Origin of the sequence: Microbacterium protaetiae, assembly GCF_004135285.1 — a bacterium.
Classification (GTDB): Bacteria; Actinomycetota; Actinomycetes; order Actinomycetales; family Microbacteriaceae; genus Microbacterium; species Microbacterium protaetiae.
This window is the reverse complement of record NZ_CP035494.1, coordinates 936,399-949,437: the sequence shown is the minus strand read 5'-3', so window position 1 is coordinate 949,437 and position 13,039 is coordinate 936,399. Positions and strand designations below refer to the sequence as shown.

12 protein-coding genes are annotated in these 13,039 nt (G+C 67.8%); 7 read left to right on the top strand and 5 right to left on the bottom strand.

All coding sequences use genetic code 11. From position 1 onward, the window contains the following. Positions 1-5: 5 nt before the first annotated feature. Positions 6-746: an SDR family NAD(P)-dependent oxidoreductase gene (locus tag ET475_RS04325; protein WP_129386361.1), complete on the top strand. Its 741-nt coding sequence runs from the start codon at positions 6-8 to the stop codon at positions 744-746. Here ET475_RS04325 and ET475_RS04320 read toward each other — a convergent pair. The 4 genes from ET475_RS04320 to ET475_RS04305 are packed head-to-tail and all read right to left on the bottom strand — an operon-like array spanning position 740 to position 5,951. Beyond that, positions 740-1,657, bottom strand: coding sequence for a LysR family transcriptional regulator (locus tag ET475_RS04320; protein WP_129386359.1), 918 nt, complete (start codon positions 1,655-1,657; stop codon positions 740-742). The genes ET475_RS04325 and ET475_RS04320 overlap by 7 nt on opposite strands. Positions 1,658-1,664: 7 nt before the next feature. Then, positions 1,665-3,374 (bottom strand): FAD-dependent oxidoreductase, encoded by a 1,710-nt coding sequence (locus ET475_RS04315; RefSeq protein WP_165310734.1) that lies wholly within the window; start codon positions 3,372-3,374, stop codon positions 1,665-1,667. Then, positions 3,367-4,221 (bottom strand): sugar phosphate isomerase/epimerase family protein, encoded by an 855-nt coding sequence (locus ET475_RS04310; protein WP_129386355.1) that lies wholly within the window; start codon positions 4,219-4,221, stop codon positions 3,367-3,369. The genes ET475_RS04315 and ET475_RS04310 overlap by 8 nt, the downstream gene beginning before the upstream one ends. Then, positions 4,218-5,951, bottom strand: a complete 1,734-nt coding sequence (locus ET475_RS04305) for an FAD-dependent oxidoreductase (RefSeq protein ID WP_129386353.1) — start codon at positions 5,949-5,951, stop codon at positions 4,218-4,220. The genes ET475_RS04310 and ET475_RS04305 overlap by 4 nt, the downstream gene beginning before the upstream one ends. 214 nt (positions 5,952-6,165) lie before the next feature. Between ET475_RS04305 and ET475_RS04300 the strand changes: the two genes are divergently transcribed. The 5 genes from ET475_RS04300 to ET475_RS04280 all read left to right on the top strand — a co-directional run bounded on the left by ET475_RS04300 (position 6,166) and on the right by ET475_RS04280 (position 10,902). After that, complete coding sequence (locus ET475_RS04300; protein ID WP_129386351.1) at positions 6,166-6,909, top strand: 3-oxoacid CoA-transferase subunit A; 744 nt, start codon at positions 6,166-6,168, stop codon at positions 6,907-6,909. Next, positions 6,906-7,580 (top strand): 3-oxoacid CoA-transferase subunit B, encoded by a 675-nt coding sequence (locus tag ET475_RS04295; RefSeq protein ID WP_129386349.1) that lies wholly within the window; start codon positions 6,906-6,908, stop codon positions 7,578-7,580. The genes ET475_RS04300 and ET475_RS04295 overlap by 4 nt, the downstream gene beginning before the upstream one ends. 2 nt (positions 7,581-7,582) lie before the next feature. Further along, the gene (locus ET475_RS04290; protein ID WP_129386347.1) at positions 7,583-8,752 is read left to right on the top strand and encodes a thiolase family protein; all 1,170 of its coding nucleotides are present in this window, start codon (positions 7,583-7,585) and stop codon (positions 8,750-8,752) included. Between the two features lie 7 nt (positions 8,753-8,759). Further along, complete coding sequence (locus ET475_RS04285) at positions 8,760-9,527, top strand: IclR family transcriptional regulator domain-containing protein (RefSeq protein WP_129386345.1); 768 nt, start codon at positions 8,760-8,762, stop codon at positions 9,525-9,527. 163 nt (positions 9,528-9,690) lie between these two features. Beyond that, the gene (locus ET475_RS04280; RefSeq protein WP_129386343.1) at positions 9,691-10,902 is read left to right on the top strand and encodes an MFS transporter; all 1,212 of its coding nucleotides are present in this window, start codon (positions 9,691-9,693) and stop codon (positions 10,900-10,902) included. A 61-nt stretch (positions 10,903-10,963) separates the two neighbouring features. Here ET475_RS04280 and ET475_RS04275 read toward each other — a convergent pair whose 3' ends face one another. Further along, positions 10,964-11,899 carry a LysR family transcriptional regulator gene (locus tag ET475_RS04275; protein ID WP_129386340.1) on the bottom strand — a complete coding sequence of 312 codons (936 nt, stop codon included), beginning with the start codon at positions 11,897-11,899 and terminating at the stop codon, positions 10,964-10,966. Between the two features lie 122 nt (positions 11,900-12,021). Here ET475_RS04275 and ET475_RS04270 point away from each other — a divergent pair, with 122 nt between their 5' ends. Then, on the top strand, positions 12,022-13,038 hold the full coding sequence (locus tag ET475_RS04270) for a VOC family protein (protein ID WP_129386338.1): 1,017 nt from the start codon (positions 12,022-12,024) through the stop codon (positions 13,036-13,038). Position 13,039 lies beyond the last annotated feature (1 nt).

The window sequence follows — 13,039 nt, the reverse complement described above, 5'->3', positions numbered from 1 at the left end:
GCGGCATGTCACAGGTCGCGTTCTCGTTCGACGGCATGCGCGCCGTGGTCACCGGTGGCGCGGGAGGAATCGGACAGGCGATCGTGGGGCTCTTGGCCGCATCGGGTGCGTCGGTCGCGGTCTGGGACCGGGTGGCGGCGAGCGATGCGGCCCACGGTCTTCCGGCCGCATCGTTCGTCGTCGACATCACCGACGAGCAGTCGATCGCTGCGGCGTTGGCGGCCACTGTCGGCGTTCTGGGCGGTGTGGATGTGCTCATCTCATGTGCGGGTATCACCGGCCCCGTGGCTAACGCGTGGGAGTATGACGCGGCCCAATGGCGACGGGTGGTCGACATCGATTTGACAGGTGCGTTCCTGGCGGCCAAGGCTGTGATCCCGGGCATGCGCGCGAATGGCTACGGCCGCATCATCACTGTGGCATCGATCGCAGGCAAGGAAGCGACGCCCATGCTCTCGGCATACGTCGCGGCGAAACACGGTGTCGTGGGAATGACGAAGGTGCTCGCCCGCGAGCTCGTCGAATCCGGGGTGACCGTCAACGCGGTGGCGCCGGTGATGGTGCAGACTGACTTGTTCGATCAGTTGACAGAGGAGTTCATCGAGCGCACCCGCGCACTGATCCCGATGCGCCGGTTCCTGAGCGTCGACGAAGTCGCGGCCACGGTTGCCTGGATTGCAAGCGACCAGTGCAGTTTCACCACCGGCGCGATCTTCGACCTCTCGGGCGGTCGTGCCGACTACTGAGGCGTGTGCGGTGTCACAGCGGGGGTCGGCAGGATTCTCTCCGACAGGGTGAGGACCGCCTCGACGGCTGCAGAGTGCTCGTCGGTCATCCACGCGATGCCGTGATACATGTACTGCGTCTGGTCGTTGAGCGGGATCCATCGCGCACCGCGCGGCAGGATCGGGGCGAGATCCTCGGCCACGATGCTGACACCCATACCGGTGGCGACGAACGTGAGGAGCATGTACGGGTCTGTGATCTCCTGGACGACTCGCGGCCGGAACCCCGCGGCGATGCCGCAGCGCATGAGCACGTCGGCCATGGCCGAGGACCCGTCCAGCGGCATCGACAAGAAGTCGTCGTCCTCAAGCTGAGCGACGCTGATCGAGGTCTCATCGGCCAGGGGGTGGTCTTCGGGAACGACTGCGCCCATCTCTGTTCGGGAAATGAGGCGCGACGACACCGCGGGCGAGCTGCCGATCGGCAGGCCGACGAAGGCTATGTCGATAGTGCCGTTGCGCAGCTTCGTGAGACCCTCGCCCGTGCTGATCCGGCTGATCAGTTCGAGATCGATGTCGGGGAGCTCGCGGCGGATTGCTCGAGCCAGTCTGGGCAGCGTGAGATGGTTGAAGGCGCCGGAGAATCCGATGCGTACGATCCCGTGCACACGGCCCGATGCGGCTTGCGCGGCGGCGGTGGCCAGAGCGACATCGCGGAGCACGCGATATGCCATCGGCAGCAGGGCCGTTCCTGCGGGAGTCAACGCGACGCTGCGCGTGTTGCGATCAAACAGCGGCGCCCCTACGTGTGTCTCGAGTCGCCGGATGGTCTGACTCAACGGCGATTGCGCCATGTGCAGTCGCTGGGCCGCGCGCCCGAAGTGCAACTCTTCGGCGACGGCGACGAACGCCTCCAGCCAGCGTGCTTCCACTGTCTCCCTATCCGTCTGCGTCCTGTGCGGCATCCATCGCTGCAACATACCCGAAGGTCATCCCCGCACCGACCTGGCAGCCAGCCCCAGGGTACTCTGCGCCCATCGGCGAGTCGGCGTCATTTCCGGCGGCATAGAGTCCCGCAACGGGAACACCGGCGGCATTCAGTACGCGGGCGCGTGCATCGGTGCTCAGTCCGCGTGCGGTGCCCAGCGGTGTGGGCACGACCGCCATGGCATAGAACGGTGCGTCGCGGATCGGCCCGAGATTCACATTCGGCCGGTGTCGCGCGTCGCCGTACTGGCGTCCGAAGCTGGTCGTCCCCTTGCCGAATTCCTCGTCCGCGCCTGAGGTCGCAGCCTCGTTGGCCGCCCGCACGGTCGACTCGAGGCCCGCAGGGTCCACGCCGATCCGTTTAGCGAGCTCGCGGATTGTGCGCGCACGATGGACGTACCCGCCTCGGACGTACTTGGCCAGGAATGCGCGCGGCGTGTGCGGGCGGATCATCCCGAGGCCGTAGGCGCGCAACGCCGAGGCATCGATGATCAACCACGCCGGAATGCTCTCATCGTCGGTGTTGGCGGCGTACATGGCGCGCACGAACCGGTCGTACGACACCGACTCGTCGACGAATCGACGCCCCGACCGTGCGACGGCCACGATCCCCGGTTTGGCACGATCCCAGATGTGCGGAAACACCATGAGCGAGCCGTTCCGGCGCCGGCCGATCGAGCTGGGGAACCACAGCGCGTTGTCTCCATGATCGGGTCCAAGCACGCCGCCGGCGTCGAGGCCGAGCGTGAGGGTGTCTCCTGTGGCCCCTTCTGCGGCGCGGGTGAACTGCGCCGTGGGCCGCGGCAGCTGCTGTTCGCGCCACGAGCGACTCGCGGCGAATCCGCCTCCGGCCAGCACGACGCCGCGGCGCGCGCCGACCCGCAGTTCGCGTCCCTGACTTTCGACGACGGCGCCGACGACACGGCCGCCGGAGACGATCAGCTCTCTGGCGGTGCTGTTGAACGCGACGCGTCCGCGGTGCTGTTTCAGCGTGTAGAGCAGGCGGGCCACCAGCGCGTTGCCCATTGCCAGGCGCGTGCCGCGCGGGTAGCGCACTCTGTCCAGCGCCCAACGGATGCCGAGTTTCAGCGCCACAGCGACCGCGCGCGGCGATCCGCGGAAGAGCTCGAGCAGCTGATTCACCTCGGCGCGCCGCACCATCAACGTGCCGCCGAAAAGAGCGAACTCGGGCACAGGCCAGCGCACGCGGCGGAAGTCCTCGATGCCCAGGCGCCGCCCGTCGAAGGTCTCGGGCTCCAGCGCTCGACCAACGCCGGCGCCCTCGACTTCCGGGTGATAGTCGACGACGGTCGTCGAATGCCAGAAGCGCACACCGAGCGCGTCGAAGAAGTCGATCATCTCGGGGCCGCGGTCCAAGTACGCCTCGCGGAGCTCGCGCGGCGCCTTGTCGCCCACGATCAGATCGAGGTACCGCTGCGCGTCCGCGCGTTCGTGCGTCATCCCCAGGGCACGCTGATGACGGTGGGCTGGAATCCAGCAGGTCCCCGCCGAGTATGCCGTAGTGCCCCCGAGATACTCCGTCTTCTCCAGAACGAGGGTGTCCAACCCTCTCGCCGCCGCGGTGGTGGCGGCTGACAGCCCCGCTGCCCCGCTGCCGAGCACGAGCAGGTCGACTTCTCGGTCCCAGTTCTCGTCAGGCATCGCGGCGTCCTTCCTGGTCAGCCGCGCCATCGAGCTCGACGCGAGTGACGAGCTCTCGAGCGGCCTGCAGGTTCAGTGCGGCGAAGTCGTTCACTGACATGCGCGCGCGCAGAGCGTCGTTCGGCACCTCCAGGCTCACAGGAACGTCGCCAGGCACGGCGGCCAGCAGTTCGGCGAGGGGCAGCTCGCCGTCGCCCACGATCAGTCTGTTCCGCCGCGCTTCAAACTGTCGGGCATCGGCCGGCGCCGCTGTACTCAGATCGAGCGTGAGGGGCGCATCACACAGCTGAACGACCGGGACGAGTTCGGCTTCGAGTGCGGCGACGTCGTCGATGCTGCTGCCCCCGCGTTGAATGTGCAAGGGGTCGAGCATAAGCGCCGCCCCGGCCGTGCGTGCGATGGCGGCGGCCTCGTCGACACGGCTTACGGATTGGTACGAAATCGCCTCCAGGGCGGCACGGATGCCGAAGGGGGCGGCGTCGGCGGCGAGCCGGGCGAGCGTGTCGGTGAGCCGGGAGCGGTCGGGATCGGCACCGGCCACGGTGAAGATCGTGGCACCCAGCAGCGCTCCGACTTCGAGCGCCTCCTGCCAGTCGGCGGGACCGCTCTGGGCGGTGAGCGCGAGAAACTCGATGTCGCGCACGGAGATCTCGGAATCACGCAGGCGCGAGATCGTCTCGTGCAGCGCCGGTGCGCCCGGATGCATGTCGGCGATCTGCTCCTGGGCAGTCACCGGATGCACCCGCAGTCCGACGAAGTCGAGTCCGACGGCGGCGGCGACCTCGACGATCTCCGGGGGCGTCAAGGGAAGCAGCGTCAGATGCGCGATGCCGATCTGTCGGGTCATGAGTGTCCTCCGCGGGCGGTTTGGGCAAGGTCGCGTCCGGCGATGAAGCCGAAGGTGAGTGCGGGACCGATGTTCACGCCACCGGCGGGATAGTGACCGCCCATCACATTGGCCTGGTCGGCACCTACTGCGTACAACCCCGCGATCGGTGTGCCGGAGGCATCCAGGACCCGGGCGTGATCGTCAGTGGCAAGACCTGCGAAGGTGCCGAATGATCCCGGACGAACTCGCACGGCGTAGAACGGTGGCTTCTCGATCGGGGCGAGCGAAGGGTTCGGGGTGTTGCGGGCATCGCCGCCATAGCGGTTGAACGGCGTGGACCCGCGCGCGAACGCGCTGTCGATACCACGTCGTGCTTCGGCGTTGAAGCGCGCCACTTCATCAACGAGGCCGTCTGCATCGATCCCGCACTTGTGAGCGAGCTCGCGAAGCGTCCGGGCGCGCACCAGGTAGCCGCTGCGCAGGTACGGAAAGAGGGGCACGGGTCGGGGCTTGGCCATGCCGAGCGGAAAGCGGCGTGCGAACTGTGCGTCGGCGATCTGCCAGGACTGCACGGCTTCGCCTTCGGGGACTGCCTCGAACATCGCGCTCACGTAGTCGAAATAGCCGTTCGCCTCATTGACGAAGCGACGCCCCGTGCGGATAACGCCGATGCTGCCGGGCTTGGCCCGGTCCATGATGTGAGGGAAGACTCCGACCCGTCCGCTGCGGTACGGCACGAGCGAGACGGGGCACCATGCGCCTGCCGACGCGCCCTGCGTCAGCACGCCGCCGACGCTCTCACCGAGCGTGATGCCGCTGCCGTCGGCGGTGACCGGCGCCAGTGTCCAGTGCTCGGCACCCGTGGGCGTACGCGGAAATCGCTCACTGCGGCGCACGATGTCGTGGGGAAAGCCACCGGCCGCTAAGACGACGCCGGCGCGCGCCGTGAAGGTGCGCGGGCCGCTCGGTGTTCGGGCGACGACGCCGGTGACTCGTCCGTCGCCATCGGTGAGCAGGCGCTGCGCGGGCGAGGTGGTGAGTATCTGGACCCCAGCGTTCTCGGCGGCCTGCAGTAGCCGGCCGATGAGGGCGCACCCGTTCACGAGCTGCATGCCGCGTCGATGCAGCAGAAGATCGATCAGATGCAGGCCGACCCGCCACGTGGCGTGCCACAAGCCCTTCAGATCGCCGCGTGCCGCGGCCAGAAAACCTCCGAGATCTTCGCCCGCCATGATCCCCATCCCCAGGAAGGATGTTTCGTACAGCTGGCGGCGCAGTAGCCGGCGTACCGACTTGCTGAGCCGGCGGGCGTTGATCGGCTTCGCGCCGGCAGAGCGGTTGCCCCCGCCGGCATGGGGGAGGTCTCCGTAGACGTCCTTGATCTGTGACCCGGCAACGAACGTCAGAGGGGTGCGGGTGTGGAAGAACTCGATCATCTCCGGAGCGGCACGCAGGAACGCATCGATCCGGGCTTCGTCATAGTCATCGCCTAGTGCAGCACGCAGGTAGGCCTTGACATCCTCGAGCGGTTCATCGACTCCTTCGGCCTTGGCCAGCATCGAGCGTGGCGCCCAGAGCCATCCGCCCGACCATGCGGTCGCACCGCCGCAGACCTCGGCGGCTTCCAGCACGAGAACGGACGCGCCGTCATGCGCGGCGCGGACGGCGGCCGCCAGTCCGCCGGCACCCGAGCCGACGACGACAACGTCGAAGGCGTCGGTGGTGACGGGGTCGGTCAGCGACGACATCGGCTACCTCCAGGGCGGCGAGACGGCATTGCTACGCACACTATGTGCGTAGATGGTATAAACCGCTAGATACCGTGTTGAATGAACGCTATATCGTCATCATCGGATCTGCAAGTGTTCGCGGTGATAAGACGGCCGGGAGTAGGGTGTACGTATCGCGCACGATCGTTCGCACAACGAACCTTTTGTGCGTGCAGCTCACCGAGGAGGACCCGTGATCGACAAGACCGTGGCGGATGTCGCCGCCGCCGTGGACGGCATCTGTGATGGGGCGACCGTGATGATCGGGGGGTTCGGCCGTGCCGGTCAGCCCGTCGAACTCATCGACGCGCTCATCGAGCAGGGCGCCGGCGACCTGACCATCGTCAGCAACAACGCGGGCAACGGCGATGTGGGGCTGGCCGCGCTGTTGGCGAAAAAGCGCGTGCGCAAGATCATCTGCTCGTTCCCGCGGCAGTCCGACTCGTGGGTCTTCGACGGCCTCTATCGCGCCGGCCAGATCGAGCTCGAACTCGTGCCGCAGGGAAACCTCGCAGAGCGCATCCGCGCTGCCGGCGCCGGCATCGGGGCGTTCTTCTCGCCCACGGGAGTGGGCACACAACTGGCCGAGGGCAAGGAGCACCGCACCATCGCCGGCCGCGACTACGTTCTCGAGTACCCGATCGCCGCCGACGTCGCGCTGGTCAGCGCGCTGAAGGCCGACCGTTGGGGCAACGTCGTCTACCGCGAGACAGCGCGCAACTTCGGTCCGGTGATGGCGTCCGCGGCATCCACCACCATCGTTCAGGTCGACGAGGTCGTGCCGCTGGGCGCGCTCGATGCCGAGGCGGTTGTGACCCCCGGCATCTTCGTCGATCGCATCGTCGCCGTGGGCGAACGCCCGTGGTTGCGCGGCGGCCAGTTCGTCGGCGGTGTCGATCTGGAAGGCAACCCGCTCGACGAGGAGGCAGCACGATGACCACGATCACCCGAACTGAGCTCGCGGCGCGGATCGCTGCTGACATTCCCGAGGGTTCGTATGTGAACCTCGGCATCGGCGCACCCACCCTGGTCGCGAACTATCTGCCCGCCGACCAAGAGATCATCCTGCACACTGAGAACGGCCTGCTCGGCATGGGGCAGGCGCCCGAAGCAGAAAAGGTCGACCCCGACCTCATCAACGCCGGTAAGCAGGCGGTCACGGCTCTGCCGGGCGCCGCGTACTTCCATCACGCCGACTCGTTCGGCATGATGCGCGGCGGCCACCTCGACGTGTGCGTGCTCGGGGCCTTCCAGGTGTCGCAGACCGGCGACCTCGCGAACTGGTCGACGGGTGCGCCGGGCGCCATCCCCGCCGTCGGCGGGGCCATGGACCTCGCTATCGGAGCCAAGAGCGTGTACGTCATGACCGATCTGCTCACCAAGACCGGCGAGTCCAAGCTCGTCGCCGCGTGCACCTACCCGCTCACCGGGGTCGGATGTGTCACCCGTGTCTACACCGACCATGCCGTGTTCGATGTCACGCCCGACGGCTTCGCCGTGCGCGAGACTTTCGGTGACACCACCGTCGAAGACCTCGAAGAGCTCACCGGATTGACCCTGACCGATGCGACGAGGGATGCCGCGGCCGCGGCATCCACGAAGGACTGACCATGACCGTCACCTATATCTACGATGCCGTCCGCACCCCGTTCGGTCGTGCCGGCGGCGCGCTGTCGGGCATTCGGCCCGACGATCTCGCGGCCGTCGTGATGCGCGCGATCGTCGAGCGGACGGGGCAGGATGCCGCATCCATCGACGACGTGATCTTCGGCGACGCCAACCAAGCCGGAGAAGACAACCGCAACGTCGCGCGCATGGGCGCGTTGCTGGCAGGCTTTCCGACCTCGGTCACCGGCGTCACCGTCAACCGACTGTGTGCCTCTTCGGTCGAGGCGGTCGTGCAGGGCTCGCGCGCCATCGAGGTCGGCGACGCACGACTGATCCTGGCGGGCGGCACCGAGTCGATGAGTCGGGCTCCGTTCATCGTCGAGAAGTCCGCCAAGCCGTGGCCGGCCACCGGCAACCAGACGCTGTGGAACACCTCGATCGGCTGGCGCATGGTCAACAAGCAGCTGCCGGCCGAATGGACGATCTCGAACGGCGAGTCGGCCGAGAAGGTCGCCCGACTGACCGGGTTGTCGCGCGAAGAGCAGGACGGTTTCGCCCTGCGCTCGCACCAGCTCGCCGCCAAGGCGTGGGCCGAGGGTGTGTACGACCGCGAGATCGTGCAGGTTCCCGGCGCCGAACTGGCCCGCGACGAAGGCATTCGCGACGACACGTCGTTGGAGAAGCTGGGCAGGCTGCGGGCGCTGTTCGCGAGCGACGGCACCGTGACCGCCGGCAACTCGTCGTCGATCAACGACGGGGCATCGGCTGTGCTGCTGGGTGCCGAAGGCGCCCTCGATGCCGAACCGCTCGCGCGCATCACCGGGCGCGGCGCGCACGGCGTCGACCCCGATGTGTTCCCGCTGGCACCGATCGAGGCCGCGAACAAGGCGCTCGCCCGTGCCGGCCGCACCTGGGCCGACGTCGATGTCGTCGAGCTGAACGAGGCCTTCGCGGCGCAGTCGCTGGCCGACATCAAGGGCTGGCCTGAGCTCGACCCCGAGAAGGTCAACATCCACGGCGGGGCGCTGGCCATCGGGCATCCCCTCGGCGCATCGGGAGGACGCATCATCGGGCACGCCGCGCACGAGCTGGCCCGGCGCGGTTCGGGCGTCGCGGTCGCCGCGATCTGCATCGGCGTCGGCCAGGGCCTGGCCGTCGTGCTCGAACGGTAGTCGCGCCGTGACCGAACCCGCCTCCGCCGACTTCGTCCAGTCGCTCGCACGCGGACTGTCCGTCATCCGCGCCTTCGACGCCGAGCATGCGCACCTGTCACTGAGCGAGGTCGCAACGCGCACCGGCATTCCGCGGGCGGCGGCCCGCCGCTTCTTGCGCACGCTGGAGACGCTCGGATACGTGCGCACCGACGAGCGCCGGTTCGCGCTGACGCCGCACGTACTCGAGCTCGGGTTCAGCTACCTGTCGGGCCTGTCGCTGCCCGAGATCGTCCAGCCGCATCTCGAGCAGCTCTCGCACCGGGTCGACGAGTCGGTCTCGGCCGCTGTGCTCGACGGCACCGACATCGTCTACGTCGCCCGCGTCGCGACGCGGCGGATCATGAGTGTGCGCATCACGATCGGCACGCGGTTCCCGGCCTCCGCAACGAGCATGGGGCGAGTGCTGCTGGCGGGAATGACGGATGCCGCGCGCGATGCGCTGCTGGCGGCATCCGGCCCTCTTCACCTCACCGAGAAGACCCTCACCGGCCCGGCCCTGCTCGCCGAGCTCGATCGCGTGCGCGCGCAGGGCTGGGCGCTGGTCGACGGCGAGCTCGAGTCGGGGCTGCGCTCCATCGCCGCACCCGTGCACGACCGCGACGGACAGGTCGTGGCGGCGCTGAACGTCTCGACGAGCACCCACCGCGTCAGCGAAGAGCGCGTGCGTGACGCGTACCTGCCCGCGCTGCTGGAGACGGCAACCGCCGTGGACGCGGAGCTGCGACTGGTGTGAGGCCCCGCGCCCTCGAGCACCGACGGCATTTGTGCGACGGATAACGCGCATAAGCGAGATCGTCTTCACTGATGCTGCCGCTTGGGCTCGAATGGGGATGCGGCCGAACGCGCCGCCGCGGCGAGTGAGGTCGCCGCGCTCGTGGACTCGATGGGGAGACACAATGACCGATGTGGTGGGCGCCCGCACCCGACAGGCGGGAGTCTGGCAGGGGATTCTGCTGCTGGCGGGCAGTTGCATGCCGGTGCTCGGATCCGTGCTGATCACCCCGGTGCTGCCGCAGTTGTCGCAGCATTTCGCCCAGGAGCCTGCCGCCGAGATCCTCGTCCCGATGATCGTCGCGATCCCCGCGCTGATGATCGCGTTGTTCGCGCCGTTCGCCGGTCAGATCGTCGACCGAGCCGGCCGCAAAAAGCTGCTGATCGGCGCGTTGGTGCTGTATTCGCTGGTCGGTACCGCGCCGGTGTGGCTGGAGGGGCTCACCGAGATCCTGGTCAGCCGAGTCTTGGTGGGTCTGTGTGAAGCGGCGATCATGACCGTGTGCACGACACTGATCGTCGACTACTTCCATGAAGAGAAGCGCCGCAAGCGCTACCTCGGACTGCAGACTGTGACCACGACGCTCGCGGCGACCGTGTTCATCGTCCTCGGTGGGGCGTTGGGCGCGGGGGGATGGCATGTGCCGTTCTGGGTGTATGTGGCCGGCGTCGTCATCGCCGTTCCGATGCTGTTCTCGCTGTGGGAACCCGGGGCCGAGTCGTCCGACACCCTCGCGCGTGAGGGTGAGCGCATCCGCATCCCGTGGCGCGACATCCTCGCCCCGGTCCTGGTGACGCTCTTCGGCGGGTTCGTCTTCTACGTCCTGATCATCGAGGTCAGCTATCTCGTCGTCGGCACCGGGATCTCAGCGGAGAACACCGGCGTCATCGGTGGTATCGCCGCGGCTGCCTCGCTCGCGACGGCGATCGGCGGTCTTCTGTTCGCCCGGATGACCAAGGTGCGCCCCACGCGTCTGTTGCCGATCGCGTTTGGCTTGCAGGCCGTCGGGATGACCCTCATTGGCCTGATACCCTCGCTGCCTGGTGTGATCGCGGGCGCGGTGATCGCCTCGTTCGGATCGGGTCTGCTGCTGCCATCACTGCTGACCTGGGCGGTGAGCACGACCCGTTTCGAGGACCGCGGGCGCGTGACCGGCTGGTGGACTGCCTCGTTCTACCTCGGCCAGTTCCTGACGCCGATCCTGATGGGGGCGATCGCCGCCGTGGGCGCACTGTCGACCGGTGTGGCCGTCGTCGGCATCGCCGCGGCGATCATGGCGATCGTCGTTCTCGTCGCGCTGCGGGGGCGGCGCGACGCCGTGGTCACAGACGCATGAGGTGCGCGCCGTGGATGCCCGACACCGTCGGCGTGCCGCCGTCGCACACGTGAGGCAGCCGTTATCGCGGAGATGTGGACGCGAGCGTTCGTCCGGCCTCGATGAACAGCTCGCGCATCCAGGCGTGCTCGGGGTCGTTGCGGTGTGACGGATGCCACCACAGCGCGTTCAGCAGGGGAGTGACATCGAACGGCGGCTCGACGGCGATGATGTCGCCGGATGCCGTGGCCAGTGGTGCCAGCGCCGCCTGCACGAGCCCCAGCCGGTCGGTGCCGACCAGGTACCGTGGCAGCGCGAGGAAGCTCTCGACGACCGCGTCCACCGTGGGCTCCAGGCCGAGTTGTTGCAGCTGCCGCGTCGCCGAGGTGAAGGACGTCAGTGACTGGTACGTGAACACCCAGTGCGCGGCGGCGAGGTCGTCCATCGTCAGCCCAGCGTGGGCGCGCCCGTTCGAGGCAGAGGCGACGATCACCCAACTGTCGCTCCACAGGTCGTCGAACAGCAGGTCGCGGAGGAAGCCGTGGGGGATCAGCAGGCCGTCGACGGCGCGCAGTCGGTTCGCGGCATCCTCGACGATCGGCGGCGTATGAAGCATGAAGCGGAACCGCACGCCGGGTGCCCGCTCGGCCGCCAGCCGCGAGACGACCACCCCGACCGTGGAGAACGCGTAGTCCGAGCCGTACAGAGTGAACTCGCGCGTAGACGTGTCGGGCCGCCACTCGGACTGGCTTTCGAACACCCGCCGAGCCGTCTCGAGCGCCGTTGGCGTGTACTCGGCCAGGCGCTGCGCGAGAGGCGTGAGCTCATAGGTGTTGCCACGGCGGGCGAGGATGGGGTCGCGGAAATGCGTGCGCAGCCGGGACAGCGCGGCGCTGAGCGCGGGCTGGCTTAATCGCAGACGCTCGGCCGCGCGCGTCACGCTGCGCTCGGTCAGTAGCGCGTCCAGCGGAACGAGCAGATTGAGGTCGAGACGTGCGAGTGAAGGCTTCTCCGACATGACCTGAGTATAAGTGTCAGTGATAATGGGCATCGCTAATGTCAGCTTCCCTGATGACGTGAGTCGGCTCAAACTGGAATTCGGGGCGAAGACCATGCCCTGTCGGAAAGGACCGTTCGAAGATGATCAAGCTTCTCTCCCACCTCTCGTACGTCGCGGTGACCAGTCCCGACGTCGAGGCATCCGTCCGCTTCTACGAAGAGCAGGTCGGCCTGACGGTTGTCGACCGTGTCGACGGTGCCGTCTACCTGCGCTGTTGGGGCGACTATTACGCCTACTCGGTGGTCGTGCTGCCCGGTGACCAGCCGTCGATGGCCACCATGGCCTGGCGCACCTCGAGCGCACAGGCCCTCGACGAGGCGGTGAAGCGCATCGAGGCGGCGGGGGTGGCCGGCGAGTGGGTCGACGTGCACAAGATCGGCCGCGCGTATCGGTTCACGGGCCCGTGGGGCCACAGCATGACGCTGCACTGGGATGTCACCCGGCACGAATCCGCCGGAGCCGCGGCATCCATCTACCCCGACCGACCCTCCACGCGCAGCAAGGTCGCCGGCGCCCCCCGCCAGCTCGACCACGTCACCGTCGCCTGCAGCGATGTCGACGCGTTCGCCGACTGGTACAACGAGGTCCTCGGCTTCCGCATCATGGCGCGCACGATCCTCGATGAGGCTCCCGTCTCGGTGTTCTCCGTGCTCACGACGAGCGAGAAGTCGCATGACCTCGGCGTCGTGCTCGACGGCTCGAGCGCTGCCGGTCGCATCAACCACTACGCCTTCTGGGTCGACACCCGCGAAGAGCTGCTCATCGCCGCCGACACGCTCATGGAGAACGGCACCGCGATCGAATACGGTCCGTCGATCCATGGCATCGGCGAGCAGAACTTCCTCTACTATCGTGAGCCGTCTTTGCTGCGCATCGAGCTGAATACCGGCGGATACCGCAACTACGTGCCGGACTGGGAGCCGAACACGTGGAAGCCGTCGATGGGATCGAACAACTTCTACCGCAACGGGGTGATGCCGATGTCGATGACCGAGTCGTTCCCGCCCGCCGACGGCCCCAGCGCCACCGAGGAGGGCGTGCCCGACGAGATCATGGATGCGCTGCTGAACCCCTATGCGAAGCAGGGGCGCGGCTGAC

Bases quoted from the DNA above. Each gene is read 5' to 3' on its own strand.
- ET475_RS04305 (WP_129386353.1), bottom strand. From the start codon at position 5,951: ATGTCGTCGCTGACCGACCCCGTCACCACCGACGCCTTCGACGTTGTC.
- ET475_RS04325 (WP_129386361.1), top strand. From the start codon at position 6: ATGTCACAGGTCGCGTTCTCGTTCGACGGCATGCGCGCCGTGGTCACC.
- ET475_RS04295 (WP_129386349.1), top strand. From the start codon at position 6,906: ATGACCACGATCACCCGAACTGAGCTCGCGGCGCGGATCGCTGCTGAC.
- ET475_RS04310 (WP_129386355.1), bottom strand. From the start codon at position 4,221: ATGACCCGACAGATCGGCATCGCGCATCTGACGCTGCTTCCCTTGACG.
- ET475_RS04270 (WP_129386338.1), top strand. From the start codon at position 12,022: ATGATCAAGCTTCTCTCCCACCTCTCGTACGTCGCGGTGACCAGTCCC.
- ET475_RS04280 (WP_129386343.1), top strand. From the start codon at position 9,691: ATGACCGATGTGGTGGGCGCCCGCACCCGACAGGCGGGAGTCTGGCAG.
- ET475_RS04290 (WP_129386347.1), top strand. From the start codon at position 7,583: ATGACCGTCACCTATATCTACGATGCCGTCCGCACCCCGTTCGGTCGT.
- ET475_RS04315 (WP_165310734.1), bottom strand. From the start codon at position 3,374: ATGCCTGACGAGAACTGGGACCGAGAAGTCGACCTGCTCGTGCTCGGC.
- ET475_RS04275 (WP_129386340.1), bottom strand. From the start codon at position 11,899: ATGTCGGAGAAGCCTTCACTCGCACGTCTCGACCTCAATCTGCTCGTT.